The following is a 25,443-nucleotide window of genomic DNA, read 5'->3' on the forward strand; positions in this document are numbered from 1 at the left end:
CCTGTCCGCAAAAACGCGACCCATAACTCGCGGATCAGCGGACAGGTCGCCCCCGGTCCCACCTGTCCCAAACGCAGGGCAGGCACCGCCCGCATCACAGCGGTATCGCTTGTGACAACGGGCCGCAACCCAGCACGGCGACCAGCCACGCCACCCGACCCCAGGTGCTCCGATGCGCGGGGGTGTGGGGGCGCGCGCCTGCGCCCCCACCCACAGCGACGCGCGACCTCACGACGCAACCGCCGGCACGCGAGCCCCGGACACTTGCCAGAACGCAAGCATCAGGCCAAACAAGCGCCGTAGCGCCCGTTAGCGCTGACAGGTGCGACCACCCGGGGCGCGGCATGGAGATGCGTTAGTCCGCGACCTTGCGCAGGCGGGCCGAGAGAGGCGGCGGTCGCCTCAAGATCGCTGGCGCGACCGCCGGCGCTCCGCCGTCGGGGCGCTGAGCGCCCCGACCTACCTGGTACCGGATAGAACCGGTAGATCCGGGCGGACCTGGTCCACGGCCGGGACCGTCGCCGGGTACCGCTCGAGGTGTTTAGTCCGCGACCTTGCGCAGGCGGGCCGAGAGGTGGGGCTGCATTGGCTTGCCTTCGGCTTCCATGTCGATGGCGTAGGCGAGGTCGCCGCCCTCGATGACTCCGTAGAGGCGGACCGAACGGGTCACCTCGCGCGCGGTGGCCGTGCGGATGAGCACGTTCGAGTCGAGCTCGATCTTCGTGCCGGTCAGCGTGCCGACGTAGATCTCGGCGATGCCGAACGGGTGCGCGAGCATGACCTCGACGAGCTTGCCGCCAGGCCTGGCCGGGTCGTCCTGAAGGCGCCAGAAGCCTGTCTCGGTGGCGAGCGGGCTGCCCGGCTCACGGCCGTCGCGGGGTTCGTCGGCCCACCAGGTGGTCGAGGCGTAGGCGAGCGCCGGGCGGCCGGTCGCGAGGAAGGTGATCTCCTGCTCGTAGCGGAAGTCCGGCAGGTCCGTGTACCCGCCGACGCCCTCGCCCCGCCAGGTGCCGACCAGGAACGCCAGCGGCTCCAGGCTGGGAGGCAGGTCGGGAACCGACATCGGCGACACGGCCGCCGCTCCATCCGTCGTGCTCGACACCGGTCCTCCTCGCTGCAGCGCGCCCGTCCGGCGCGTCGTTGGCGTCCCCGTTGGCCCGTCCCGCCCGGGACGTGCCCGGACGCGGGGCCGCGCCGGCCTGGTCAGCGCTGCCCCTGGTAGAGCCGGTAGGCCACGTAGCCGGAGCACCAGGCGATCAGCAACGCGGCGGTGGCCAGCAGGCCCGTGAAGACGTAGTGCATGACTCCCCGCCGATCAGCCGAAACGGCACAGTCGGGTGACCAGACGACGATAACCAGCCGTCGCGGCGGAGCCGGGCGCGGATGGTGTCGTGTCGCCGTTCGGGTTGCTCCGCCGGATTCCCAACCGGAATGATCGGGAATCGAGCAACGCCGCCGATACTTGAGGGTGCCGTGACTGGACTGTGGGCGCTGCTGGCGGCGGTCGTCGCCGCGGCCGTGATCGGGCTGGCGCTGCGCTACCGCGACGGCCGGTTCCGGAGGAAGGGAGACCAGCCGGTGGACGAGGCCGCGAACGGGCCGCTCGCGGCGGAGCTGGCGGCGCTTGGGCTGGCGGCCGGGGAGCGGGCGACGCTGCTGCAGTTCTCCAGCGCGTTCTGCGCGCCCTGCCGGGCGACCCGGGTGGTGCTCGCCGACGTGGCGCGGGTCGTGCCGGGGGTGGCGCACGTCGAGGTCGACGCGGAGGCGCACCTCGAGCTGGTGCGCAGGCTCGGGATCCGGCGGACGCCTACCGTGCTGGTCCTCGACGGCGCGGCCCGCGAGATCAGCCGCGCGAGCGGCGCGCCACCAAGCCGTGCCGCCGTGATCGCCGCCCTCGGGCCCGCGGCGGCCTCCCCGGACGGGCAACAATAGGCGAGAGCGCCGCCCCGCCCGCGCTACGGATCTCCAATGAGCCCCAGAACGGCGGGGCCGAGTCGACCCCGGCCGATGACCATGACAGCCAGGCTGGAAAAATCATCAGATTCGAGCCACAACCGTTAACACCTCCGTGACGTTCACTGCTACCGTGGCACCGTTATGCATTCGACACACCTGATCAAGCGCCGCGCGGTCGACCTGTGCCGCGTGGGCAGCTGCTTGTGTCGACTCTCCTGACCGGGCGTTAGCCCAGGCAGCCCGCGGCTCGGGGTGCCTGCCAGATTGGCGAAGCCGATCTGGGAGGTTCGGGCCGGTGGGCACTCGCCACCTAGCGACGGATCGCCTTCCCGCCCTCCGCCATGCTCGTCAGGAGAAGATCCCGTGGTAGACCCCCGAGGTCTGCGGTTCGCCGCGACCATTGCCGCGGTCGTCCTCGCCGTCGCCCTCGTCACCGCCAGCCCGTGGGTGCTGCTCGCGCAGCTGGCCGTCTTCACGGTCGGGGCCGCGGCCGGTCTGCGTTACGCCCCCTACGCCCTCGTGTTCCGGCGTCTGATCAGGCCTCGGCTCGGGCCGCCGGCCCACACCGAGGCTCCCGGTCCGCCCCGGTTCGCCCAAGGCGTCGGGGCCGTCTTCGCGGCGGTCGGCGTCGCCGGATTCCTGTTCGGGCTTCCCGTGTTGGGCTACGTGGCGACGGCGTTCGCCCTGGCCGCGGCGTTCCTGAACGCCGCGTTCGAGTTCTGTCTCGGTTGTCACCTCTATTTGTTCATCCGCACCATCACCACGAGAGGAGCGCGCGCATGAGCCGCGAGCAGGCGCTGGTCGACGCGACGTGGGCCGAGGCACACCTGGCCGACCCGTCGGTCGTGATCGTCGAGGTCGACGAGGACGTGTCCGCCTATGACAAGGGTCATATCCCGGGCGCCGTCCGGCTGGACTGGAAGTCCGAGCTCCAGGACCCGATCATCCGTGACTTCGTCAACAAGGAGACCTTCGAGGCGCTCCTGTCCGACAAGGGTGTGTCGAACGACCACACGGTCGTGCTCTACGGCGGCAACAACAACTGGTTCGCCGCGTACGCCTACTGGTACTTCAAGCTGTACGGGCACGCCGACGTCCGGCTGCTCAACGGCGGCCGCAAGAAGTGGGAGCTCGACAGCCGTGAGCTGACCACCGAGGTGGCCGAGCGGCCGAAGACCGAGTACAAGGCCAAGGAGGCGCGCACCGACATCCGCGCTTTCCGGGACGAGGTCATCGCCGCGATCGGCGAGAAGGCGCTCGTCGACGTCCGGTCGCCAGACGAGTTCTCCGGCAAGCTGCTCGCTCCGGCGCACCTCCCGCAGGAGCAGTCGCAGAAGGCCGGTCACATCCCGACCGCGAAGAACATCCCGTGGGCGAAGACCGCCAACGAGGACGGCACCTTCAAGAGCAACGACGAGCTGACCGAGCTGTACGGCGAGGCCGGCGTCGACCTCTCGAAGGACATCATCGCGTACTGCCGGATCGGCGAGCGTTCGGCGCACACCTGGTTCGCGCTGCACGAGCTGCTCGGCCTGCCGAACGTCAAGAACTACGACGGTTCGTGGACCGAGTACGGCTCGCTGGTCGGCGTGCCGATCGAGAAGGGCGCCTGAGCATGTGTGGGGCCATCGCCGGTGGACCGTCTACTGAAGGGATTGACGTGGCCAAGGAGACCGTGATCCAGGGGATCGTCGTCAAGGGCGGTGAGCCGGTGTCCTCCGGCTACGCCCGCCTCCTCGACGAGGGCGGCGACTTCACCGCCGAGGTGCCGCTGTCGGCCACCGGCCAGTTCCGCTTCTTCGCCCGTCCGGGCACGTGGACCGTGCGCGCGCTCGTGCCGGGCGCCAGCGGCGAGCAGAAGGTCTTCGCCCGTCAGGGCGAGCCGGTCGACGCCCGCGTCGAGGTCTCGGCCTAAGGCGGCGCGAGCGCCAGCCAGCCCCGGAGCCCGGCTTGTCCAGGCTCCGGAACGGAGGCGGTGGAGGGATCCTTCCTCCACCGCCTCCGTCACGTCCGGACCCGTCAGACCGGCCGGCGCGGGGACGGGATGGTCGGCGGGCCGCCGGGTGGCGCGGCCAGGACCATGGGACGGACGGTGAAGTGCCGCAGCTCGTTGTCGACGGCGAACGTGGCGGCGGCGCCGCGGTCAGGGAAGGGCGCGACGACCTGCCGGACATCCTGGCGTCCGGCGCCGTCGTACTGAACCACCGCGTACATGCACTGGGCCTCGGACATCATATGATCATCTAACCGCATCCACGTAAAGTCACGGAACGACCGCGGGGTGTTCCAGCTGTGGTCCACCCCCTCCACCCGCCAGCCTTCACCCGATCCGCGAGGCCCGCGCGGCCGCGAGATCCACGAGAGGTATCAGGGAGCGGAACGGTCACCTGAGTCCCGGCTGGGCACGGCTCAGTAGACGAGGGCCTGGACGCCGTCGGGGAGGACCTCGGCGACGAAGGTCGCGGCGCCGGCGATCCGGATCCCGTCGATCACGTCGTCGGGGCCGATCGACCGGCGGGCCGCGCACTGGGTGCACAGGGTGACCCGTCCCGCGGCGAGCACCGCGTCGAGCAGGTCGGGCAGCGGGGCCGCCTCCGGCAGGCTGAACTCGGCGGCCCGCCCCGGCAGCGCGAACCAGGCCGACTCTCCGGTCAGCCAGAGCGACACGTCCACCCCGCTGCTGGCCGCCACGGACGCGACCGTGAACGCCTGCGAACACCGCTCCGGCGCGTCCTGGCCTGCGGTCACCTTGATGACGAGCGATCGACTCATGGGCCTAGTCTCGCGCGTTCGGCCAGGTATCCGGGAAGCACTCCCGACGGGGCCGGGTTCAGGCCCCGTCCTGCCGGGAGCGGCAGCGGCGGCGTTCGGCGAGACGGGTCACCCGCCGCCAGGCGTCGTCCCGGTGGGGGTGACGGTGGTGTCGAGGATGACGTTCTCGCCGGCGGCGCTGAAACGCATGCGGTCGCCCTGGACGGTCGCCGAGGTGAGCTTCAGGTTGAATGGCAGGCCCTCGACCGGGACCCGGATGGTCAGCAGCTTGAGCACCTCGTCGCTCAGCCCTGGTGGCAGCACCGACGCGACACCCTGGGCGAGCTCGCGCGGCAGGAAGGTGACCGCCGCCGGTTCCACGTCCATGTCGGCGGTGCCCTGCACCGGGTACTCGGCGCCGAGGACGTTCACCGTGCCGTCAATCTTGATTGCCGAGCCGGCCGCGCCGACCCGCAGTTTCGCGCCCTGGGGGTTCTGCGCCTCCTGCGCGGCCAGGTAGGCGTTCAGATCCGTGAAGGTGATCTCCACGTCGGCGTCGAGATGGTCGACCGGGATCGTGGTGACGTCGCCGCCGATGACGTCCGACAGCGGGATATGCAGGCCGTCCAGATGCGAACGCACCCGGTCGATCCGCAGGCCGTTCTGGACGCTGCCGCGCACATCGATGTCGATGTCCTGGTACTTCCCTCTGACGACCTGCGGAAGAAACAACGGGCCACCAATGGACACCGAGGGCTTGGTGGGCAGGTTCTGGCTTTGCTGCGCCTGGGACGCGATCTGGTCCGAGACCACCCGCACCGCCAGCCTGTCGCCGATAAACAGCAACACCAGCAAGACGACGACTACTACCAGGGTTATGCGAACTGCCCGATTTCCCACCCGATCATACTGGCAGATGCCGCCCGACCAGATAGACGAGCGGTGCGGCGACAGTCAACGGCCCGACCGCGGCCAGCAGCGCCGTCGCGACCGGCTGGGTGCCGAGCGGCCCCAGCCGCGGGCCGCCCGCGGTCAGCAGTCCGCCGGACGGCCTCGGCGGCCCGACCCGCCGCTCGCGCGTTCCGGACGCCGACGCGGGCCGAGGGCCGTCGGGCGTGACGGCTGTGGCTGGCGCCACGGCCGGCGCGGGCGCGACGGCCGTGGCGGGCGCGGAGCCGGCGCGGGCGATCAGGATTCCCATCACCGCCGCGGCCAGCGCCCCGGCCGAGGCGAGCAGCGCGCCAGCGCCGGCGGACAGCTCGTCCACGAGCGCGCCGTAGCCGGCGCCGAGGCCGGCGCCGGCGGCCAGCGCGAGCCCGCCGGCGAGCAGCGTCCCCGCGCCCAGCAGGCCGGCGAGCCAGGTGACCAGGACCGCCCCGCCGGCTCCGGCGAGCCCCACGGCGACCAGCAGCTCCCCCGGCGCCGGAGCGCCGGGCTGCGCCCGCAGCGCGAGCAGGCCCGCGAGGAAGGCGACCAGGGTGCCGCCGCCCAGCGCGGCCGCGAGCTCCGCCGTCACCCGGGCGCTGGCCGGCGCCGTGGCAGCCGTGCCCGCCGCCGCGGGGGCCGCCGCCGCCGTGCCCGCCGCCGTGCCCACCGCCGCGGGGGCCGCGGCCGGCGCGGCGCCGACGCGGCGCCGGCGGAAGAGCTGGTAGACGATCACTACGGCCAGCCCCGCGCCGACGACGCCGGCGATGCCGCCGAGGTCGTGCCGGGTCGCGCCGAGCACCGCGCCGTCGGCCGTCAGCGCGGCCACGGCCAGCAGGACCACGGTCGGCCGGGAGGCACGCAGCACGGCGACCCAGGCCCAGCCGAACGCCAGCTGCTCGACGAGCAGCACGGCGGCGAGCTCCGGGGTGCCGGCCAGCGCGGCCACGGCCGGCAGGGCCGCGGCCAGCGCGGCGCCGACCAGCGCGGCGGTCACCCACCACCCGCCGGCCTGGGCGGCCCGTCCCGTGGGCGCGGGCGGCGGGGGGGAGGGAGGGTCCAGGGAGGGCGCGGAACCCGCCGGTCCGGCGGGCGCGCTGGTCCGTGGATCGCGGGGGCGCACTCCCACATGCTGTCACGACGCCGGGCCTCGGCCCGGCTGACCAGCCGTCCGGGGCCGGCACCCCGTGGTAGAGCGGTTCCCCCGATCACCGCTCGCGCGGGATCAGCCTCCCGCGAAGGGGGGCAGGGCCTCGACGACGCTACCGGGGCGCAGGGCCACCGCGGCCGGGTCCCGGCGGCCCGCCGGCTCGTCGTCGACCAGGAACGAGCACAGGGACAGCACCTCGGCGAGCTTCTCGCCGTGCCGGTCGCTGGCGGCGGCGATCGCCGCGGCCAGCGTGTCGGCCGGCAGCCGCTCCTCGGTGAGGCCGGCCGCGTCCCGCGCCGCCGCCCAGTACCGAACGGTAACTTCCGTCACACCGGTCACCGTAACCACCGCCTCCGCACTACCAATCCCACCCCTCGAGCCTCCCGGCCCGCGAGCCATCTTCACGATCGCGCATCCGGCCGCCAAGACGCCATTCCTGGCGGCGATGGGCATCTAGGCCTCTGCCCTACCACCGTCCCGGAACCCCCTGAATCCACGCCACCGGGCGGCGCGAATCGACATGCATCCCGTTCAGCCGACGGACGACCGCCACGGGTGTCATGCGGCCAGGAGGAACCGCGCCGGCCACCGTTGTGTTTCACTGACGTTTCCTAGATGTTTTCCATCGCGAACCCGGAGTCATGACGGTGACCGTCCAGGAGATGTGGGAGATACCTCCCGATCCGGTCGACCAGACCCGGCACGACTCCGACCTCCCCGTGCCCGAATCCGGGCACGACCCACAGCCGGGCCGTGGGGCCGGCCGCCGCGGCGAGCGCCCGCGGGTGCTCCAGCGAGAAGTACTCGTCCAGATCGCCATGCACGATCAGCATCGGGATCGGCGCGACCTGGCCGGCCAGGTCGACCGGTCCCGACGGCTGGTCCGCCGGAAGAACGGGCCAGGGCGGCGACGGGATGCGCACCCCGAACACCACCCGGGCGACCAGCCGCCCGAGCGCGGTCTCGGCCATCCAGTGGATCCGGCGCATGGGAGCCGTGTCGCGCACGAACCATCGGCTGGTGGCGCTGATCGTGACCACGGCGTCCGGGCGGTGCCGCAGCCGGTGCCCGTGGACGAGGGTTCCCGTCCGCGCGAGCGCCGCGTGCCGCAGCACGGCGGCCCCGCCCATCGAGACACCGACGGTCACTACCTGGTCGTCGCCGCGCCGCCGGGCCTCCCCGACGGCGGCGTCCACGTCGAGGACCTCGCGGTCACCGAAGGTGCAGAAGCCCGTGGACCGGCCATGACCACGCGTCTCGATCATGGTGACGTTCGCGTGCCAGCGCAGGCCCTCGGCCATGGAGCGCACCGCCGGCCGGTCGAGCGTCCCGGAGAAGCCCGGAACCAGAACCACCGCTGGTGGCGGGCCCGCCGACCCCACCAAAGGGAGGGGATCGAGCGGAGCAGTGGCCAGAATCTCAGCATCGGCGGTCAGCAGAAGCCGGTAGACGGTGGGAGGGCGGCGGAGCACTCCGCTATCCTCCTCACGTACCGATGTGCGTTTCATGCCCATGACGGTCGTGAGACGCCAGGGTTCGTCTCGTGTCTTCCGGGGCCGAGAACGGACCGCACGGCAACACCTGGGTCGACGCTGCCCCACCACCATCCACCGCGCCTGGAGGAGTCGTCTTGAGCGTCGTCCTTTTGCTTACCAACGCCCCCGGTCCTTCCGCCGAGTCGTTTCCGTCGCTCGGCCTGCTCACCCACACCGTGCGCGTCGCCCCGCTGGAGGCCAGCGCCCTGCTCGACGCCCCACCGGTCGACATCATCGCCGTCGACGGTCGCCGTGAGCTCGTCATCGCCCGTGGCCTGTGCCGCCTGCTGCGCACCACCGGCCTGACCACCCCGCTGATCGCCCTGGTCACCGAGGGCGGTCTCGCGGCGGTATCCGCCGACTGGGGCGTCGACGACGTGGTGCTCGACACCGCGGGCCCGGCCGAGGTCGAGGCCCGGCTGCGGCTCGCGATCGGCCGGGTGGCCGCCGCCGGCGGCACCGCCGAGGCCGGCGTCATCCGCTCGGGTGACCTGTCCGTCGACGAGACGACCTACTCGGCGAAGCTGCGGGGCCGGCCCCTCGAGCTCACCTTCAAGGAGTTCGAGCTGCTCAAGTACCTCGCCCAGCACCCGGGCCGGGTGTTCACCCGCGCCCAGCTGCTGCAGGAGGTCTGGGGCTACGACTACTACGGCGGCACCCGCACGGTCGACGTGCACGTCCGCCGGCTGCGCGCCAAGCTCGGCGCCGAGCACGAGTCGATGATCGGCACCGTCCGGCACGTGGGCTACAAGTTCGTCGCCCCGCCGATCACCCCGCTGCCCGACCCGGCCGCGGGCCGTCTGGACCGTGACGAGGTCCGCACCCCCGAGCGCGTCTGATCCCTGGGCAGGCCCGCCCGCCCAGGACGACGACCGCCCGTTCGTCGACCAGCTACCCCCTCCGGTGCCCGCGGGAACCTCGGTTCCGTGGGCGCCGGAGGGGGTAGCCGCGTTCCGGGCCGCTCGCGGCCGCCTCGTGCGCCGGGCAGTGGGGATGGCTACGGTCAGGGAGTGACGTTTCCGCGCTGGTCGGACATGCTGACCGCCGCCGAGGTGGGCGGGATCGGCGCGCTGCTCGCCGCGGCACGAGCCGCCGACGGGGTCTCGCCGGTCTCCGACGACGTTTCGCTGACCATCCGCGCGGGGACGGCCGCGACGCCCGGCCGGTCGCACCTGCTCGCCGCCGACGGCGATGACGAGAACGGCGTCACCGGCTACGCGCATCTCGCCCACGTGGCCGGCGGCGCGTGGGAGGCGGACCTCGTCGTCCACCCGGACCGGCGGCGCCGCGGGGTCGGCGCGGCGCTCGTGGCGGCGCTCGCCCAGCGGGTCGGCCAGGCGTCCGGCGACGGCACGCTCGACGTCTGGGCGCATGGCGACACTCCCGCCGCGGCGGCGCTCGCCGCCCGGGCCGGCTTCGACCGGGGCCGCGTGCTGCTGCAGCTGCGCCGCCCGCTCGTCGCCGACGGCGACGAGGACGGTCACGGCGAGCCCGGTGGCGGTGGGCCCGGTGGCGGTGGGCCCGGTGACGGTGGGCTGCCGGAGCCGGTGTGGCCGGCGGGCGTGACGGTGCGGGCCTTCGAGCCGGGCCGCGACGAGCGGGCCTGGCTCGCGCTGAACGCGCGCGCGTTCGCGAGCCACCCCGAGCAGGGCCGCTGGACCGAACGGGACCTGCTGCCCCGGGAGGCGGAGCCGTGGTTCGACCCGGCCGGGTTCTTCCTGGCGGAGCGGGACGGTGAGCTGATCGGCTTCCACTGGACGAAGGTGCACGCCGAGGACCCGGCCCCGCCGGACGGCGACCGCCGGGCCGCCGGGCCGATCGGCGAGGTCTACGTCGTCGGAGTCGACCCGGCACGGGCCGGTGGGGGGCTGGGGCGCGCGCTGACCCTCGCCGGGCTGCGCCATCTGCGCGACCGGGGACTCACGGCCGTGATGCTCTACACCGACGAGGACAACGCCCGGGCGGTGCGGCTGTACGAGCGGCTCGGCTTCACCCGCTACGCCGTCGACGTCCAGTACCGGCGGCGCTTCGCGGCCCGCTGAGCGGACCCAGCCACCCAGCTCAGGCTCCGGGAGCCGCGGAGCGCCGCGCGGAGACGGCCGCGGCGGTCGGCGGCTCGCCGACACCCCCCTCGACGTCGAGCACCATCGTCAGGTTCGTCACGTGCAGCAGGCGGCGGGCCATGTCGTTGAGATTGCGCAGGATCAGCCGGCCGCCGGTGGTACGCAGCCTGCGGTGGGCGTAAAGGATGACGGCCAAGCCCTGGGAGTCCAGGAACCCCACGTCGGCGAAGTCGATGACGATCTCCCGAACGCCGGCCACACGGGCGTCCATGAGCGCTTCTCGCAGCGGGTCGAGGGAGGAGTAGTCGATGTCCCCCTCCGGCCGGATCACGATGGCATGGGGGCCTGTGACTTCGACACGCACTCTAAGGATCATTGCTCCCTCGCTACCCCCGCCGACGGCACCGCGATGGGCCCCTGAAAGCGGCGCGATCCGGGGGAGGTTCAGATCGGCCGGGACCCGTGCTACTCCCGGGGCCAACGGAGCACGAAGGGGCGACGGAGCCCCAGGAACCGGTAACCCGCGGAATGTGCTGGGAGGCGCACGCCGGTGCCCTACCCCCTCCGAGGAGGACTCACACCCCGTCAGCGAAGTTCACCAAACGGTCTGACCCTGTGCACACGACAGAAGACCACCCGACACGGCCGAACCGACAAATCGCCTGGTTTTGACCTCCACGTCACGGGGCGCCCGCCGAGCGCATCAACGCCGTGGCTAACGCGAGACGAAGGTCATTTTGACGGCTTCTAGGTGGAAAGATCCCCGCCGCGCGGGGTGGGATCGGCGGCCCGGAGGAGCGATCTTTCGGGCATGCGCGATGAACAGGACCTTCTCTTCCAGCGGCGTCAGGCCGCGGAGCCGGTGACGCTCGTGAGCCCGCTCGACGGGAGCGTGGTCACGGTCAGTACCCAGCCGGGCGTGGGCACGGGCAGCCGCGTCGTCGTGATGCGCGTGCAGTCACCGCTGTTGGACGTCCTCAACGCCGCCTACCTGCTGCCCGCCGAGGCTCGCGGGCTGGCGGAGACGCTGGCGGCGGCCGCCCTGGCCGCCGCCGGCGGAGCGGCACCGGGCCGCCCACCCGCGGGCCGGGCAGGAGACGTCGTCGACGGCCGCGACCGGGCGGGCGACGGCCCGGTGGATGGCGACAACCCGGTGGATGGCGACGGCGAACCGGCCGGCCTCCCGACCGTCCACTACCGCGTCACGGCCGCCGAGGGAGCGACCGTCAGCATGCTGCGAGGCGTGCTCGCGGCCCTGCCGTCGTCCGCGCGGCTGGTGGACTTCGACGCGGACGCCGACGTCGCGCTCGTGTTCCGGGCCCTGGCCGCCTGAGCCCAGCACCGCCGGCCCTGAGCCAGCCCCGCTTCCGGGCGGCGGCTGGTTCAGGCCAGCCGCCGGGGACACGTCCCGGTCCGCGCCAGCAGGGCCTCAGTCTGGCCCGTGCCAGCAGGGCCTCAGTTCTGCGCCAGCAGGGCCTCGAGTTCGGCGCGATCGGCGGCCCAGTACGGGCCGGTGTCCTCGATCTCCTCCGCCATGATCACATGGTGGCGGCCAGGATGGCCGGTCGGGAGCAGGCAGGTCAGCCCGTCCGCCCGGCAACTGGTCGCCACAGCCGTCTTCGGCACCGTCCAGGTCAGCCATATCTCGTCGTCGCCCAGCCCCTGCAGCACGGCGGTGTGGCTGCCGGGATGGCCGGCTTCCAACGCGCAGGTCACCTCGTCGGGCACCTCATAGGCGGCTCCGGGCACGTCGCCCAGCCTCAGCGCGATCTCCTCCGGCACCCGCTGCCACTGCCCACAGGTGCCGTCGTCCGCGGTCTCCCCCATGTCCCCCTGCCCCCTCTCCCTCGTCACCCCCGTCGGCCTGCCGGCCACCCGCGGCCACCCTGGCGGGCCGCGCGCCCCGGGCCCGCCCCTTGTCAGCGGACCACCGGCCGCACCGATATAAGCACGCACGACCGCAAGCCCCGACACCGGGTCGAAACTCTCCGTGTGGATAAAGTCACCCATTGCACGCAAGATGGTGCGGCCGGCCGGGGCTCAGCCGCGGATCACGTCGATCTCAGCCACGGATCACGTCGATGAGGCTGAGGACCGCCAGGACCGCGAAGGCGGACGCGGCAACCTTGGTGATGACCCGGACCGGCACGACCCGGAGCAGGCCGCGGCCACCGGCGATCGCGATCGCCGCGACCGACCAGAGCGCCAGCACCGAGCCCAGCCACACCGTGACGGGCGACTCGAACCGAGCAGCCAGGTTCGCCGTGGAGATCTGGGTCAGGTCGCCCATCTCGGCGACGAAGATGACGGCGAACGAGGTGGCCGCCACCCGCCAGAAACCGCGCGCCCTTCGCTGGTCAGGCGCGTCCGCCGCGACCGCGACGTCGCCCGCCGCCGGGTCGGCCATCGGTGCGGCGCCGCCGGCCGTGCCCGGCCCGCCGGTGCCGCCCGGCGCGGCGGCGGAGGCGTCGACGGGTGTCGGCCCGGTGGACCCGGCCTCGTCAGCCCTGTCAGCCCTGTCGGCCTCGCCGGTGTCCTCACGGCCCTCGCGGTAGACGAGCACCGCGCCGATGACGAACAGGATCATCGCGATCACGTCGACGGCACGCCGCGGCAGCAGGGTGAGCACGCTGCCGGCGACGACGGCCAGCGTGACCTGCACCAGGAACGCGGCGGCGACCCCGGCCCAGACATACAGCGGCCGGTAGCGGCTGCCCAGCACCAGGCTCGCGACCAGAGTCTTGTCGGGCAGTTCGGCCAGGAAGATCACGCCGAAGGTGACGAGCGCTGCGGTAAGGCTCACGGCCTGGTCCCTCTCCTCGGGCCGGGCCGGGGGCATAGGAGCCTTCGACCCGGCACATCAACCGGATCGAAGGTCTCGCCCACCCGGCCGACGTCGAGAACGACCGGGCCCAGCCGCCGGGCCTGCGTCGCGCGCGGCCGACTGGTGTCGACCGACCGACGCCGCCAGTGTGTCGACGGCAGGGCTGTCCGGCACCTCGGCGCCGGGCAGCAGGGCTACTCCCCTTCTGAAGGCGACCTTACCGGACCAACCGGCGCGGACGGCCAGCCCTGAGCCAGCCGTCACACGGTGACGCCGGGCCTTTGGGCCCAGCCGGTCCACGGCCGTCACCGGCCTGGAGGGACCGCTGTGACATCATCGCCCGGCCGACGCCGTGCGCGGCTCCTTGCTCGCGTGGCGAAGGCGAACAGCCCGTCGCCAAGGAGGGCCCATGGCTTCCAGGAAACAAGTCAAGGCATACGCCGACCAGGCCAGGACCAGCCTGCGCAGGGCAGTGCGGCAGACGGGCTTCGACATCGTCCGCCGCCGTCCCGGTTTCGACACGGCTGGCATGGACGCGCTGGCGGTCGCGACCATCCGGGAGACCATGCCCTTCACCATGACCGACCCGGCGAAGGTGTTCGGACTGATCCAGTCGGTCCGCTACGTGGTGAACAACGCGATCCCCGGCGACATCGCCGAGTGCGGCGTGTGGGCCGGCGGCTCGATGATGGCGGCGGCGCGCACGCTGCTGCAGCTCGGCGACACCTCACGCCACCTCTACCTGTTCGACACGTTCGAGGGAACGACCCCGCCGACCAACGCCGACATCTCCCCGGACGGGCAGACCGCCGAGCACCTGCTCGCCAACTCCGACCCCGACGACCCGATGTCCGCCTGGTCGATCGTGCCGATGGAGCAGGTCGGGGAGAACGTCGCCAAGATCGGCTATCCCGAAGACAAGATTCACTTCGTCAGGGGCATGGTCGAGGAGACGGTGCCGGAGCAGGCTCCGGACCGGCTCGCGCTGCTGCGCCTGGACACGGACTGGTACGAGTCCACCCGGCACGAGATGGAGCACCTGTTCCCGCGGATCAGCCCGGGCGGGGTGTTGATCGTGGACGACTACGGCTGGTGGAAGGGCGCCCAGCAGGCCGTGGACGCCTACATCGCGACCCACCGCATCCCGCTGCTGCTGACCAGGCTCGGCCCGGAGGGGGGCGCGATCGGCGTGGTCCCCGCGGCCGGCGCGCCCGCGCCGACCAGCCCGCCCGCCTTCGGCGCCCGGGTGGCCAGCTCCCAGACCTGAGAGCTTCCAGCTTCCGGGGTCCGACGCGGGGGCCACAGCGTTGCCTTGATCGAACACATGTGCGAATGTTGACGTGTGGACGTGCGGATCGTGATCGACGGGCAGGCGTTCGCGCTGCCGGCCGGCACCGACCCCGGAGAGCTGCGCCGCCGCGTCGCCCAGGCGGTGTTCCGCTGCGAGGTCGAGCAGCTGCACCTGGCCGACGGCAGCACCATGCTCGTCAACTGGCGCTCCGTCCGCACCATCCGGATCGAGCCGGCCGGCCCAGCCCGCCACGCCGCGGACGGCACCCCGCTCGCCGCCCCGCCCCCCGGCACCAGGCCACCCCTCAACACCGGGACCCCCGGCACCAGGCCGCCCCTCGACGCCGGGCCGTCCCTCGAGACGGAGCCGTCCCTCGGGGCGGAGGCCGACGGCGGCCGGCCGTCAGGCGCCCTGCCTCCAGGCGAGCCGGAGGCCCCCTAGCCGGACCAGGGCCGCGCCGGCAGCCCCGCGTGGGCTGCCCTTCCCCGCGCGGCCCTGGTCCCCGAACGTCGCGTCAGCCCGCCGGAGGCGGCCCCCAGCCACCGCCGCCGGGGGTCCGGATGGTGACGACCGAGCCGGCGGCCAGCGGGCGGCTGGCCTTGGGCGGGAGGGGCTCGCCGTCGACGTCGTCGTGGCCGACCGCGCCGGGACCGCCGCCGGCCGCGCCCTGGGGTGCGTGGCGGCGGCGGTCGGTGAGGACGGACAGGGTCGCCGGGGCCAGCGCGCGGATCGCCCGGACGAGGCCGGCGCCGCCCGGATGCAGGCCCGCGCCGGCGGTCGTCTCGTCCAGCTCGTAGCGCTCGACCCGCAGCGGGTACTCCAGCTCCAGCGCCTCGATCGGGGTGTTGAGGGTGTTCGTCATCCCGACGTGCACGCCGGACGGGCCCGGTCCGCGCGCCGAGGCGCCAGCGCCGCCGGCCAGCGTCTCGTAGTACGTCCAGCCGTCGCCGCCGATCACCAGGTTGTTCATCGTCCCCTGGCCCTGCGCCGGCAGCACCGGCAGCACGGTCGCCTCGTCCGCCGGCCCGTGAACCTCCCGGGCCGGTTCCTCCGGTCCGCCGGGGCCCCGGGCGGCCGCGACCGCCTGGCCGAGGGCGATGAGCACCGTGTCCGCGATCCGCTGCGACGTCTCGACGTTGCCGGCGACGACGGCGGACGGGCGGCGGGCGTCGACCAGCGACCCCGGCTCGGTGACGACGGTGAGCGGGGCGTAGGTGCCGTCGTTGGCCGGGACGTCGTCGGGCAGCAGCACCCGCAGCGCGAAGCAGCAGGCCGAGCGGGTGACGGCGCGGGGGCAGTTGACGTTGCCGCGCACGGCGGGCGAGGTGCCGGTGAAGTCCACGGTGAGGCTGTCGCCGGCGACGGTCACCGCGACCCGCAGCGGGATGTCGACGTCGTCGGCGCCGTCGCCCTCCAGTTCGCTGGCCGCCTCGTAGCGGCCGTCCGGCAGCAGCGCGACCAGCGCGCGGCCGCGCCGCTCGCCGTAGCGCAGCACCTCGGCGAAGGCGGTCAGCACGGTCGCGGCGCCGTACCGCTCGGCGAGCTCGGCCAACCGGATGCCGGCGAGCCGGTTCGCGGCCGCCTGGGCGCGCAGGTCGCCGCGGCGCAGGTCGGGGGTCCGCGAGTTCGCGCAGATGAGCTCGAGGATGTCGTCCTGCCACTCGCCGGCCTGAATCAGGCGGACCGGAGGAATGATCAGCCCTTCGGCGAAGATCTCCCGCGAGTCGGCCGGCATCGAGCCGGGTCGCATGCCGCCCATGTCCGAGTGGTGCGCCCGGGTCGCCGCATAACCGATGACCTCGCCGTCCCAGTCGGCGGCGGCGCCCGAGCCTTCTTCCTTCGGGTCCCTTCCCGCAGCCCGTGGCGGAAGCGTGATCGGGCTGACGAGGGTGACGTCGGGCAGGTGGTTGCCGCCGGCGAACGGGTCGTTGAGCACCCAGACGTCACCCGGCCCGCTTCTGGCCTTGAATGACTCTGGCCCGCTTCCGGCCTTGAATGACTCTGGCCCGCTTCCGGCCTTGAATGACTCTGGCCCGCTTCCGGCCCCGGAGGACTCTGGCCCGCTTCTGGCCCCGGATGACAGCGCCGCGCCGCGCTCGGCGACCACCCGGACCGACTCGTAGAGCGCGCCCAGATGCACCGGGACGTGCGCCGCCTGCGCGACCATCCGGCCGTCGGCGTCGAACAGCGCGGCCGAGCAGTCCCGCCGTTCCTTGATGTTCGACGAGTACGCGCTGCGGACCAGCAGCGTCCCCATCTCCTCGGCGATCCCCGCGAGCCCGCTGGCCAGCACCGACAGCGTCACCGGGTCGAGCCCGGGCGAGACCGCGTCCATGGCTCCAGCGTGACATCCCGGCACCCACCCTGGGCGACCAGCGGACATCTCGGGCAGGTGGCGGGAGGCGGCCGCCGGGCCCGTGGTCAGATGTGGGCCATGCAAGCAGTCGCCGACCTGTCCGCCGGTCTCCCCGGCGTCCGCCCCGAACTCGTGGCCGACGTCGCCGGCCGGGTGCGGGCGCTGATGCCCAGCGCCCGTGAGGAGCTCGCCGAGCTCGTCGCCATCCCGGCCGTCTTCGACCCGAGGCTCGGCCCGTCCGAGGACTGCGCGCGGGCCGCCGACCTCGTGGCGGCCGCGCTGCGCGACGCGGGGCTGCCCGACGTACGGCTCCTGGCGACGCCGGACGGCTCGACGGCCGTGCTCGGCCACCGGCCGGCGCCGCCAGGGGCGCCGACGGTGCTGCTCTATGCCCACTACGACGTCCAGCCGCCGGGCGACGCGGCACGCTGGGACAGCCCGCCGTTCGCGCTGACCGAGCGGGACGGCCGCTGGTATGGCCGGGGCGCCGCGGACTGCAAGGGCAACCTGCTGTGCCACCTGATCGCGCTGCGGGCCGTCGGGGACGCCCCCAGGATCGGGATCAAGGTCATCGTCGAGGGCTCCGAGGAGCAGGGCACGGGCGGGCTCGAGCGGTTCGTCGAGCAGAACCCGGACGTGCTGGCCGCGGACACGATCGTGATCGCCGACTCGGGCAACGTCGCCGTCGGCGTGCCCACCATGACCACCGCGCTGCGCGGGATGGTGAGCGCCGTCGTCCGGGTGGCCACCGGCACCAGCGGCATGCACAGCGGCACCTTCGGCGGGCCGACGCCGGACGCCCTGCTCGCGCTCGTCGCGATGCTCGCGACCCTGCACAACGAGGCCGGCGACGTCACGATCCCCGGGCTCGCCAACGGCGGGGTGTGGAACGGCGAGGCCTACCCCGACGAGCGGCTGCGCGCCGACGCGCACGTGCTGCCCGGCGTCGACCTGCTCGGCAGCGGCACGGTCGCCGACCAGCTGTGGGCCCGGCCGGCGCTGACGGTGATCGGCATGGAGACGCCGCCGCTGACCGGCGCGCCCTCGTCGGTGCAGCCGAGCGCCGCCGCCCGGCTGAACCTGCGGGTGCCGCCGGGCGTCGACCCGGAGGCCGCCTACCAGCTGCTCGCCGACCACCTGCGCGCGGTGGCGCCCTGGCGCGTCCACGTCGAGGTGGAGCTGGAGGGTCACGGGGCGCCGTTCCGCGCGTCCACGGACGGGCCGGGCCACCGCGCGATGGCGGCCGCGCTGGCGACGGCCTACGGCCGGCCGGCCACGACCGCCGGGCAGGGCGGCGCGATCCCGCTGTGCAACACGTTCGCGACGACCTACCCCGATGCCGAGATCATGCTGATCGGCGTCTCCGAGCCGGCCTGCCTCATGCACGCCCCCAACGAGAGCGTGGCCCCCAGCGAGATCGAGCACATCGCCCTCGCCGAGGCCCTCTTCCTGCTCGGCTACGCCCCGGGCGCCGACGGCTGAGCGAGGCGAGCCGGGCGGAAGCGGGCAACCCAGCGCGGGGCCCGGCACCGCAAGGTGCCATCCTTTGAGGTCATGGAACCGCGGGGGGAGGAGGCTGGCGCGGCTGCGCCCTCCGCGTCCTCAGCGATCGCGCCCGACATACCAGTAGATCCCGATACCGCGGTGACAGAGAACACAGCAAGCGAGTTCGCGGGGACCGAGCCGGCCCCGCCGGCGGAGCCCACCGACGCCGCGGCCGAGCCGGCCGCGGCCCGTCGGCGGGCCACCCGGCGCGCCTCGGCCGCAAGCGCCGCCGATGCCGAGCAGGCAACCACCGAAGGACCCGCGCCCGCCGAGGAGTCGCCCGCCCAGCCGGCGCCCGCCGAGCCGGCGCCAGCGAAGCCCGCGCGCGCCCGGTCCACGCGGGCAAGGGCCACGCCGGCGAAGACGGCGCCCACCGCGCCGACGCCGGTCCAGCTCACGCTGGCCGACCCCACTGCCGCGGAGCCGCCCCCGGCGGCCGAGCCGGCGAAGCCGAGGACCACCCGCGCCCGCTCCACCCGTCCCAAGGCCACCACCACGGGCACCCCCACCGAGACGGCGACACTCCCCGACTTCCCCGCGCCCGGCACGACCGGTCCCAGTCCGGCGAAGCCGAGGACCACCCGAGCCACGGCCACCCGCGCCACGGCCACCCCCGACGAGGCGACGGCGCTCGCCGTGCCCGCCCCGGCGGAGTCCGCCCAGGCAGAATCCGCCCCAGCGGAGTCCGCCCCGGCGGAGTCCGCCCAGGCAGAGTCCGCTCAGCCCGACGCGACCACTCCCAAGCCGGCGACACCGAGGACCACCCGCACCCGGTCCACCCGCGCCAAAGCCACCGCGGCCACGCCCACCGAAGCGGCGGAACCCACCGAACCCCCGCGGGCCGACCCCTCCCAGGCCGACGCGGCCACCCCCAAGCCGGCGACGCCGAGGACCACCCGCGCCCGCTCCACCCGCGCCAAGGCCACCGCTACGGGCACCCCCACCGAACCGACGGCACCCGCCGAACCGACGGCACCCGCCGAACCCCCGCGGACCGACCCCTCCCAGGCGGAGCCCGCCCGGCCCGACGCGACCACTCCCAGGCCGACGACGCCGAAGGCCACCCGCGCCCGCTCCACGCGGGCCGCGGCCAGGTCGACCACCAGCGCGGCGACGGCCCGCCAGCGGCCGACGGCCGAGCCCGCCCAGATCCCGCCCGAATCTCCGGCCGTCGAGGCGACGGGACCTCGGCTGATCGACGCCGGGCCGGAGCCGGCCGAGACGCGAGCGTCCCCGGAGATCGGCTCGGCGGGCAGCGGAAGCCTCGGCGACCTGATCCGGCTGCTGATCCCGAACGACCCGACGACCGGGCCGGTCCACATCCCGCCGCCGTCGCCGGACACCGGGCCGCTGCTCCTGCCACCCATCGAGGGGCCATTCACCGGACCACTGCCCGTCACCGGACCATCGCCCGGCACCGGACCGTTGCCGGTCGAGGCGGATCCACGGACCGTCCCGCTCGCGTACCGCGGGTTCGCCGGTGAGCAAGCTCCGGATGACGCGCTGTCGGCCCTCGGCGACGAGGGCCTCGACCGGACCGGTGACGGCGAGCCCGCCACCGGCCGGCACGGCGAAGGGCCAACGGCGGTCGCCGGCCAGGCGGGTAGCCCCGGCTCGAACGGGCTGGAGCCGGGGGACGCGTTCGCGGTCGTCGGGGTGCTGGAGCACCACCGGCGGTGGCGGTGGGGCTGGGCGCGGTGGCTGTGGGCGCGCCTGCCGGCGGCGCTGCGCTGGCCGCTCGCCCTGCGCTGGTCGCCGGCCGCGCGCTGGACCCCACCACCTCGCTGGACGTCGGCCGCGCGCCCGCCGCGGCACCTGCGCTGGTCGCTGGCCCTGACCTGGTCGCCGGCGCTGCGCTGGCCGCGCTACCTGCCCGACGACTCCCTCCGGCGGTGGTTGCGGACCTCGCCGCAGCCACCGGTCCGGCGCTGGGCGCGCGTCCAGTCCCCGCGGCCCCGGCAGGTCCTGGTCAGGACACGCGCCGACGGCCGGTCCACCCCGGTGTACGCGGTGGCCTTCTCGCCGGACGGGCGCCGGCTGGCGACGGCGAGCGGCGACGGGTCGGTGCGCCTGTGGGACGTCGCCGACCCGGGCGCGCCACGGCAGCTCTGGACGGTCTCGACCAGGTTCGCCGCCGGGCCGGTGGTGGCCTTCTCGCCCGACGGGGCCTGGCTGGCCACCGGGCACGACGCCACCAGCGCCGCGCTGTGGGAGATCGACGGGGAGGGCGAACCGGTGCCGCGGGCGCTGCTCCCCCACCCCGGCGGGCTGACCGGTCTGCACTTCTCCGCCGACGGGCGGCGGCTGGCCGCCACCTTCGCCGCCCAGGCCGCGCGGATCTGGGACCTCAGCGTGCCCACCAGCCCACGCGCGCTGGGGCGCGCGGGCGACCCGCGCCTGCTGCGCGCCGCCGCGATCTTCCCGGACGGCCGATGGCTCGCGACCGCCGGTGAGCGGGTCGAGGTGTGGGACGTCGCGGCCACGCCGACGCGCCGCACGCACCTGACGGCGGGTGAGGGCCCGCTGCTCGACGTGGCGCTGGCGCCGGACGGGCGCACCATGGCGGTCGCTCGCCTCGACGGCGCCGTCGACCTGTGGCACACCCTCGACCCGTCGGCGCCCGCGCCGCGCACGTCGATCGAGGCGCACGCGGGCTGGGTCACCTCGGTCGCGTTCGGCGCGGACGGCCGCTGGCTGGCGACCGTGAGCGCGGAGCAGGTCGCGCTGTGGGACCTGAACGATCCGACCACGGCGGTGGGCCGGCTGCGCGCGAAGCAGCCGGTGACCGGCGTCGCCTTCGCCCCCAACCGGGGCCTGCTGGCCGTCGCGAGCCTCGACGGGTCCGTGACGCTGCTGCGCCCGACCGCGCCGCTGGCCCCGCTCGAGCGGGGCGTCCAGCTGGCGGCCGGGCGCGAGCCCGCGCATGCCGTCGCCGCGTCCGCGGCCGGGGCCCGGGCCGCCGACCCCGCCGTTCCCCTGACAGGCCCCGTCACCGTCGACGCGGTCACCGACGCCGTGACCGTCGGCGTGGTCACCGACCCCGTCACCAGGGCGGGCGATGACGACACCGGCCCGGTCACGGCCGAGACCCGACCAGTACACCTCCTGGGCGCGGACGCCATGGGCGCCGCCGGGGTCCCGGGCCGGCGCCGCCGCCGGCGCGGGACGAGCCGTGGGGCGGCCCTCGGCGCGCTCGGTGTGGTCGCCCTCTCCTTCCTGCTGGGCTTCGGCCCCATGTTCGGAACTCCCCCCGCGCTGTCGCTGGCCGCGGGGCTGCTGCTGACGCTGGGCCTGGTGGTGTCGCTGGGGGCCGCCATCTGGATGCCGGAGGGCGGCGGGAAACGTCATCAGGCTGGCGGCGCGGGGCGGCCGACGGCGCGGGCGGCCGGCCGGCGAGCCGCCGGCGCGCACACGTGGCCGGCCGGCCGGTCACGGCTGGGCCGAGCGGGCGGGATGGACGGGCCGCCGCGGCGGATGGGCGTGACGGGCGACCGGCCAGACCCCGGGGACGACGACGGCGCGGGCCCGCTCACGACTTCGGCCACGGACCGCGCGGGGCACGGCGATGGGCACGCCGAGAAGGACGCCGGCGCGGCCACGGACGCCGGCCCGGCCGACGGCGAGGAGCCCGGCGTCAGCGTGGGCACGAACACCGCGGCGGCCGACGCTCTGACGGTCCCCGCGCCAGCACGCCCGGTGGTATAAGGACGCGGAGTCATCACCGAAAGCCGTTACCAAAGCCGGCTGGGTCATCTAGGCTCGACCGCTGGTTAGTAATGGCCAAACAGGGTGAAAGGGATTTCGTTCACCCTCGCCAGGCCGGAGTAGCACCCAAAATCCAACATCAACAGGAGACTCCGATGCCAGCGCAGACCCCGGCGCCCGACGCGACGGCCGGGCATTGAGATGGCTACCCCCGCGGTGGGCCAGCAGGCCCCGGATTTCACGCTTCCAGGTCTAGTTGTCCGCGACGGCGAGGCGACCCACGGCGACTACTCCCTCGCCAGCGCCAAGGGCACCCCGGTCGTTCTCGCGTTCTACCCCGGCGACGAGACGCCCGTCTGCACCAAGCAACTGTGCTCGTATGCCGACAGCATGGAGGTCTTCTCAGGCGTCGGCGCCCAGGTCTGGGGGATCAGCCCTCAAAGCATCGACAGCCACGAACGGTTCGCGAAGAACCGCGGTCTGTCGTTCCCGCTGCTGGCCGACGTCGACCGGACGGTCGCCCGCCTGTACGGCATCGCGATGCCCGGCCTCGGGCTGCGCCGCTCGGTGTTCCTCGTGGGCGGCGACGGCGTGCTGCGCTGGAAGAACGTCGGCCTGATCGGCGTGACGTACGCCACCGCCGACGAGATCGGCAAGGAGCTCGCCCGCCTGTAGAACCGGACGCCCACCGGTCCGCTCCAGGGCGCTGTTCATGGGTCCCGCGGGCTGGGTTCACGCGTCCGGCGGGGCTGGTTCATGAGCTCGGCGGGACGATGAGCCAGGGTGCGGACCGGTGGGAAGCTCGACTGTCATACAGTCGCGGGTAGGGGTCGCTGGCCGGGACCCTCGGATACTCAACCGAGAGGTGGGGGGCAGCCTTGTTCACCGCCCGACGGGATCCGGACGGGTCCGCGCCGGAAGCGCCCACGGTCGCTGCCGGCTCCGTGCTCCAGATCGGGGACGTGGCCCGCCAGGTTGGCCTGTCGCTGCGTACCGTCCGCTTCTACGAGGAGGCGGGGCTACTCACCCCGGTCGGGCGGACCCAGGGTGGCTTCCGGCTGTACGACGAGGACGCCCTCGACCGCCTTCTTCTGATCAAGCGGATGAAGCCGCTCGGTTTCACCCTCGAGGAGATGCGCTCCCTGCTGGGCGTGCGCGACGAACTGCGCCTGCCAGACCTGGCGCCCGACCGTCGGCACGAGCTCCAGGAACGGCTCAGGACCTGGGCGGTGCTCGCCGAGGGGAAGCTCGCCGACCTGCGGGCGCGGGCGGGCATCGCCGCCGACTTCGTCGCCGGCCTGCACGACGACGCGGCCCGCGAGCCCGATCCGCCGGCGGGCACCGCCGACACGACCCCCGGTGACGGCGCCAGCGCCGTGACCAGCGACGATGTCAGCCAGGATGACGTCAGCCAGGATGGTGAGACCCGTGCCGGGCCACCGACCGAAACGACCTCCGACACAATCTGACCGCCCGCCCCGCCGGGGCCACCCTGTCCAGCCGGCGGCGATGAACACGCCGGCGGGCGTGGGTACGGGCCGTTCCACGTTCCCGCCCGGACCCCGCCCAGTCCCCCGTCCGACTCAGCATCGAGTAAGGGTTCAGTTGTCCAGCACGCACAGCATCCCGTCCGCCGCCGGCGCCGGGCGCGACGTCTACCAGATCGTTGACGTGGCGGACAAGGTCACCCTGTCGCTGCGCACGACGCGCTTCTACGCCGAGGCCGGTCTGCTTCCCCCTGTCGGCGAGGACGGGGCGGGAGCGCCGCTGTACGACGACGCGGCCGTCGACCGCCTGCTCCTCGTCAAGAAGATGAAGCCGTTGGGCTTCGCCCTCGACGAGATGCGCGCGCTCATCAACCTGCGCGACGAGGCGACCAGCGCCGACACCTCGCCCGAACGACGCACCGAACTGCTCGACCGGCTGCAGACCTGGGTCACCCTCGGCGAGGAGAAGCTGCGCTCGCTCGAGGAGCAGGTCCGGATCGCGGAGTCGTTCCTGCACGGCCTGCACGACGACGCCCACCGCGCCCGCCGGGCCGCCGAGGAGTAGCCGCCGCGGTTCGTCCCGACATCACCGGTTCCGGGACCAGGTGGTTTCGGGAGCCAGGTGATCCCGGTACCGCGGCGGCGGACGTCCGCTGCCGGCGGATCCCGGCCAGGGCGGAGCAAGGTCCGCCTGTGGCGGCACCGAGTCGTGGCGGTGGTAAGTCGTGGCGGTGGTAAGTCGTGGCGGGTACCGAGGCATGGCGGTACCGAGGCAGGCCGGGCCCACCGGCCGGAGGCCGATCGGGCGCGCGGTTCCCAGCCAGCCTCCCTTCAGCCCCCGCACCTGACAACGACCCGTCAACGCGGGCGGCGCCGCCCGGGACCAAGATGGTCTGTATGCCGACGTTCATCGAGAAGCCAACCGTCGTCGAGGCGGCCGGGAACCTTCCAAAGATCATCCGCGAGTACGTGGGGAAGGTGAACACCGGCACCTCCGGTGTGAGCATCGCCCACATGACCAGCCCGGGCGGCTGGGAGGAACCGGGGCAGCGCCCCGAGTTCGACGAGTACACGCTGGTGCTGCGCGGCGTGGTCACCGTCGAGCACGAAGCTGGCGTGCTCGAGGTCGGCGCGGGCGAGGCGGTGCACACCGCCGCCGGCGAGTGGGTTCGGTACAGCACCCGCGGGGCCGACGGCGCCGACTACATCTCGGTCTGCCTCCCGGCGTTCGCGCCGGAGACCGTCCACCGGGACGCCTGAGCACCTCCCCCGCCCGGACCGACCCGCCCGCGGATGCCGCGTCCGGGCGTGGGCAGGGCACGCGGCGAACTACGATCAGAACCGACACTCCGATCGGTGGCTGGAGGCGGCGGATGGCGGGGACGGGCGAGGCGCCGCTGCTGCGCCGGCTGGTCGGGGACGCGCTGCGCGGGTACCGGATCGGCCAGGGCCGCACGCTGCGAGACGTGGCGGCGGCGGCGCGGGTCTCCGTGCCCTACCTGTCCGAGGTGGAGCGGGGCCGCAAGGAGGCATCCTCCGAGGTGCTGGCCGCGGTGTGCCGCGGCCTTGACGTCCCGCTGAGCGATCTGCTCGAGCAGGTTCGCCGCGAGGTGCTCGCGGCGGAGCTTCGCCGCGAGCCCGCGCTGGCCCGGCCGCCGGCCGCGCGGCCGAGGACGCCGGCCCGCCAGGCCACGGGCGCGCAGGCGCCCGCCCACCGGGCGCCGGGCGCGACGCCCCCGGCCGCGCGGCCGGCCGCCCCAGCCCGCCCCCGGTCTCCCCCCGCGCCCCGCCCCCCCCCCCCCCCCCCCCCCCCCGCGCCCCCCCCCCCCCCCCCCCCAACCCCCCCCGCGCCCGGC

At 74.1% G+C, this 25,443-nt stretch carries 28 protein-coding genes; 17 read left to right on the forward strand and 11 right to left on the reverse strand.

Annotation, left to right across the window (positions count from 1 at the left end):
* Window positions 1–541: 541 nt before the first annotated feature.
* Window positions 542–1,063, reverse strand: a complete 522-nt coding sequence (locus tag I6A81_RS15855) for a nitrobindin family protein (protein ID WP_203007670.1) — start codon at window positions 1,061–1,063, stop codon at window positions 542–544.
* 410 nt (window positions 1,064–1,473) lie between these two features.
* Here I6A81_RS15855 and I6A81_RS15860 point away from each other — a divergent pair, with 410 nt between their 5' ends.
* The 5 genes from I6A81_RS15860 to I6A81_RS15875 all read left to right on the forward strand — a co-directional run bounded on the left by I6A81_RS15860 (window position 1,474) and on the right by I6A81_RS15875 (window position 3,871).
* On the forward strand, window positions 1,474–1,932 hold the full coding sequence (locus I6A81_RS15860) for a thioredoxin family protein (protein ID WP_307874692.1): 459 nt from the start codon (window positions 1,474–1,476) through the stop codon (window positions 1,930–1,932).
* Between the two features lie 165 nt (window positions 1,933–2,097).
* Window positions 2,098–2,175: an Ms5788A family Cys-rich leader peptide gene (locus tag I6A81_RS46180; RefSeq protein ID WP_407661314.1), complete on the forward strand. Its 78-nt coding sequence runs from the start codon at window positions 2,098–2,100 to the stop codon at window positions 2,173–2,175.
* A 144-nt stretch (window positions 2,176–2,319) separates the two neighbouring features.
* Window positions 2,320–2,739, forward strand: coding sequence for a DUF4395 domain-containing protein (locus I6A81_RS15865; RefSeq protein WP_203007665.1), 420 nt, complete (start codon window positions 2,320–2,322; stop codon window positions 2,737–2,739).
* Complete coding sequence (locus I6A81_RS15870; protein ID WP_203007666.1) at window positions 2,736–3,569, forward strand: sulfurtransferase; 834 nt, start codon at window positions 2,736–2,738, stop codon at window positions 3,567–3,569. The genes I6A81_RS15865 and I6A81_RS15870 overlap by 4 nt, the downstream gene beginning before the upstream one ends.
* Window positions 3,570–3,571: 2 nt before the next feature.
* Window positions 3,572–3,871 carry a DUF1416 domain-containing protein gene (locus I6A81_RS15875; RefSeq protein WP_203007667.1) on the forward strand — a complete coding sequence of 100 codons (300 nt, stop codon included), beginning with the start codon at window positions 3,572–3,574 and terminating at the stop codon, window positions 3,869–3,871.
* Between the two features lie 104 nt (window positions 3,872–3,975).
* Here I6A81_RS15875 and I6A81_RS15880 read toward each other — a convergent pair whose 3' ends face one another.
* The 6 genes from I6A81_RS15880 to I6A81_RS15905 form a co-directional block, all read right to left on the reverse strand.
* Window positions 3,976–4,191 carry a hypothetical protein gene (locus I6A81_RS15880; protein ID WP_203007671.1) on the reverse strand — a complete coding sequence of 72 codons (216 nt, stop codon included), beginning with the start codon at window positions 4,189–4,191 and terminating at the stop codon, window positions 3,976–3,978.
* Between the two features lie 174 nt (window positions 4,192–4,365).
* Window positions 4,366–4,728 (reverse strand): DsrE family protein, encoded by a 363-nt coding sequence (locus tag I6A81_RS15885; protein WP_203007668.1) that lies wholly within the window; start codon window positions 4,726–4,728, stop codon window positions 4,366–4,368.
* A 108-nt stretch (window positions 4,729–4,836) separates the two neighbouring features.
* A complete protein-coding gene (locus I6A81_RS15890; protein ID WP_307874693.1) occupies window positions 4,837–5,556 on the reverse strand; it encodes an LmeA family phospholipid-binding protein in 720 nt (239 codons plus the stop codon).
* A 55-nt stretch (window positions 5,557–5,611) separates the two neighbouring features.
* Window positions 5,612–6,628: a hypothetical protein gene (locus tag I6A81_RS15895; RefSeq protein ID WP_203010220.1), complete on the reverse strand. Its 1,017-nt coding sequence runs from the start codon at window positions 6,626–6,628 to the stop codon at window positions 5,612–5,614.
* A 228-nt stretch (window positions 6,629–6,856) separates the two neighbouring features.
* Entirely contained in the window at window positions 6,857–7,120 is a 264-nt protein-coding gene (locus tag I6A81_RS15900) for a MoaD/ThiS family protein (protein WP_407661313.1), read from the reverse strand.
* A gap of 272 nt (window positions 7,121–7,392) precedes the next feature.
* Complete coding sequence (locus tag I6A81_RS15905) at window positions 7,393–8,136, reverse strand: alpha/beta hydrolase (RefSeq protein ID WP_307874694.1); 744 nt, start codon at window positions 8,134–8,136, stop codon at window positions 7,393–7,395.
* A 275-nt stretch (window positions 8,137–8,411) separates the two neighbouring features.
* On the opposite strand from I6A81_RS15905, the gene I6A81_RS15910 reads away from it, so the two are divergent.
* Both I6A81_RS15910 and mshD read left to right on the forward strand, forming a co-directional pair.
* A complete protein-coding gene (locus tag I6A81_RS15910) occupies window positions 8,412–9,155 on the forward strand; it encodes a response regulator transcription factor (RefSeq protein ID WP_203005959.1) in 744 nt (247 codons plus the stop codon).
* A 171-nt stretch (window positions 9,156–9,326) separates the two neighbouring features.
* The gene (gene mshD / locus I6A81_RS15915; RefSeq protein WP_307874695.1) at window positions 9,327–10,358 is read left to right on the forward strand and encodes a mycothiol synthase; all 1,032 of its coding nucleotides are present in this window, start codon (window positions 9,327–9,329) and stop codon (window positions 10,356–10,358) included.
* Between the two features lie 19 nt (window positions 10,359–10,377).
* Here mshD and I6A81_RS15920 read toward each other — a convergent pair whose 3' ends face one another.
* On the reverse strand, window positions 10,378–10,755 hold the full coding sequence (locus I6A81_RS15920) for an STAS domain-containing protein (RefSeq protein ID WP_203005960.1): 378 nt from the start codon (window positions 10,753–10,755) through the stop codon (window positions 10,378–10,380).
* 435 nt (window positions 10,756–11,190) lie between these two features.
* Between I6A81_RS15920 and I6A81_RS15925 the strand changes: the two genes are divergently transcribed.
* Window positions 11,191–11,712, forward strand: a complete 522-nt coding sequence (locus I6A81_RS15925) for a hypothetical protein (RefSeq protein ID WP_203005961.1) — start codon at window positions 11,191–11,193, stop codon at window positions 11,710–11,712.
* A gap of 122 nt (window positions 11,713–11,834) precedes the next feature.
* Here I6A81_RS15925 and I6A81_RS15930 read toward each other — a convergent pair whose 3' ends face one another.
* Both I6A81_RS15930 and I6A81_RS15935 read right to left on the reverse strand, forming a co-directional pair.
* Window positions 11,835–12,206: a hypothetical protein gene (locus I6A81_RS15930; RefSeq protein ID WP_203005962.1), complete on the reverse strand. Its 372-nt coding sequence runs from the start codon at window positions 12,204–12,206 to the stop codon at window positions 11,835–11,837.
* 235 nt (window positions 12,207–12,441) lie between these two features.
* Window positions 12,442–13,182, reverse strand: a complete 741-nt coding sequence (locus I6A81_RS15935) for a TMEM165/GDT1 family protein (RefSeq protein WP_203005963.1) — start codon at window positions 13,180–13,182, stop codon at window positions 12,442–12,444.
* Between the two features lie 430 nt (window positions 13,183–13,612).
* Between I6A81_RS15935 and I6A81_RS15940 the strand changes: the two genes are divergently transcribed.
* Together I6A81_RS15940 and I6A81_RS15945 are read left to right on the forward strand one after the other, a co-directional pair.
* The gene (locus I6A81_RS15940; RefSeq protein ID WP_203005964.1) at window positions 13,613–14,470 is read left to right on the forward strand and encodes a TylF/MycF/NovP-related O-methyltransferase; all 858 of its coding nucleotides are present in this window, start codon (window positions 13,613–13,615) and stop codon (window positions 14,468–14,470) included.
* 75 nt (window positions 14,471–14,545) lie between these two features.
* Window positions 14,546–14,935 (forward strand): hypothetical protein, encoded by a 390-nt coding sequence (locus tag I6A81_RS15945; protein ID WP_203005973.1) that lies wholly within the window; start codon window positions 14,546–14,548, stop codon window positions 14,933–14,935.
* 73 nt (window positions 14,936–15,008) lie between these two features.
* Here the strand turns inward: I6A81_RS15945 and I6A81_RS15950 are convergent, their stop codons facing one another.
* Window positions 15,009–16,829: a hydantoinase B/oxoprolinase family protein gene (locus I6A81_RS15950; protein ID WP_203005965.1), complete on the reverse strand. Its 1,821-nt coding sequence runs from the start codon at window positions 16,827–16,829 to the stop codon at window positions 15,009–15,011.
* Window positions 16,830–16,928: 99 nt separating this feature from the next.
* Between I6A81_RS15950 and I6A81_RS15955 the strand changes: the two genes are divergently transcribed.
* The 7 genes from I6A81_RS15955 to I6A81_RS46185 all read left to right on the forward strand — a co-directional run.
* Window positions 16,929–18,332 (forward strand): dipeptidase, encoded by a 1,404-nt coding sequence (locus tag I6A81_RS15955; protein WP_238430319.1) that lies wholly within the window; start codon window positions 16,929–16,931, stop codon window positions 18,330–18,332.
* 162 nt (window positions 18,333–18,494) lie between these two features.
* Window positions 18,495–22,100 carry a hypothetical protein gene (locus I6A81_RS15960; RefSeq protein WP_307874696.1) on the forward strand — a complete coding sequence of 1,202 codons (3,606 nt, stop codon included), beginning with the start codon at window positions 18,495–18,497 and terminating at the stop codon, window positions 22,098–22,100.
* Between the two features lie 201 nt (window positions 22,101–22,301).
* Window positions 22,302–22,775 (forward strand): peroxiredoxin, encoded by a 474-nt coding sequence (locus I6A81_RS15965; RefSeq protein WP_203005968.1) that lies wholly within the window; start codon window positions 22,302–22,304, stop codon window positions 22,773–22,775.
* A gap of 269 nt (window positions 22,776–23,044) precedes the next feature.
* Window positions 23,045–23,569 carry a MerR family transcriptional regulator gene (locus tag I6A81_RS15970; protein ID WP_307874697.1) on the forward strand — a complete coding sequence of 175 codons (525 nt, stop codon included), beginning with the start codon at window positions 23,045–23,047 and terminating at the stop codon, window positions 23,567–23,569.
* Between the two features lie 136 nt (window positions 23,570–23,705).
* Window positions 23,706–24,152: a MerR family transcriptional regulator gene (locus tag I6A81_RS15975; RefSeq protein WP_203005969.1), complete on the forward strand. Its 447-nt coding sequence runs from the start codon at window positions 23,706–23,708 to the stop codon at window positions 24,150–24,152.
* A gap of 332 nt (window positions 24,153–24,484) precedes the next feature.
* Window positions 24,485–24,847: a cupin domain-containing protein gene (locus tag I6A81_RS15980; protein ID WP_238430321.1), complete on the forward strand. Its 363-nt coding sequence runs from the start codon at window positions 24,485–24,487 to the stop codon at window positions 24,845–24,847.
* Window positions 24,848–24,960: 113 nt separating this feature from the next.
* A partial coding sequence (locus I6A81_RS46185) for a helix-turn-helix domain-containing protein (RefSeq protein WP_203010221.1) occupies window positions 24,961–25,443 on the forward strand: 483 nt, incomplete at its 3' end.

Origin of the sequence: Frankia nepalensis (assembly GCF_016786325.1) — a bacterium.
GTDB classification, from domain to species: Bacteria; Actinomycetota; Actinomycetes; order Frankiales; family Frankiaceae; genus Pseudofrankia; species Pseudofrankia nepalensis.

Coding starts and splice junctions, on each gene's coding strand:
- I6A81_RS15855 (WP_203007670.1), bottom strand. CDS start 1,063: ATGTCGGTTCCCGACCTGCCTCCCAGCCTGGAGCCGCTGGCGTTCCTG.
- I6A81_RS46180 (WP_407661314.1), top strand. CDS start 2,098: ATGCATTCGACACACCTGATCAAGCGCCGCGCGGTCGACCTGTGCCGC.
- I6A81_RS15870 (WP_203007666.1), top strand. CDS start 2,736: ATGAGCCGCGAGCAGGCGCTGGTCGACGCGACGTGGGCCGAGGCACAC.
- I6A81_RS15875 (WP_203007667.1), top strand. CDS start 3,572: ATGTGTGGGGCCATCGCCGGTGGACCGTCTACTGAAGGGATTGACGTG.
- I6A81_RS15880 (WP_203007671.1), bottom strand. CDS start 4,191: ATGATGTCCGAGGCCCAGTGCATGTACGCGGTGGTTCAGTACGACGGC.
- I6A81_RS15885 (WP_203007668.1), bottom strand. CDS start 4,728: ATGAGTCGATCGCTCGTCATCAAGGTGACCGCAGGCCAGGACGCGCCG.
- I6A81_RS15920 (WP_203005960.1), bottom strand. CDS start 10,755: ATGATCCTTAGAGTGCGTGTCGAAGTCACAGGCCCCCATGCCATCGTG.
- I6A81_RS15925 (WP_203005961.1), top strand. CDS start 11,191: ATGCGCGATGAACAGGACCTTCTCTTCCAGCGGCGTCAGGCCGCGGAG.
- I6A81_RS15930 (WP_203005962.1), bottom strand. CDS start 12,206: ATGGGGGAGACCGCGGACGACGGCACCTGTGGGCAGTGGCAGCGGGTG.
- I6A81_RS15940 (WP_203005964.1), top strand. CDS start 13,613: ATGGCTTCCAGGAAACAAGTCAAGGCATACGCCGACCAGGCCAGGACC.
- I6A81_RS15950 (WP_203005965.1), bottom strand. CDS start 16,829: ATGGACGCGGTCTCGCCCGGGCTCGACCCGGTGACGCTGTCGGTGCTG.
- I6A81_RS15955 (WP_238430319.1), top strand. CDS start 16,929: ATGCAAGCAGTCGCCGACCTGTCCGCCGGTCTCCCCGGCGTCCGCCCC.
- I6A81_RS15965 (WP_203005968.1), top strand. CDS start 22,302: ATGGCTACCCCCGCGGTGGGCCAGCAGGCCCCGGATTTCACGCTTCCA.
- I6A81_RS15980 (WP_238430321.1), top strand. CDS start 24,485: ATGCCGACGTTCATCGAGAAGCCAACCGTCGTCGAGGCGGCCGGGAAC.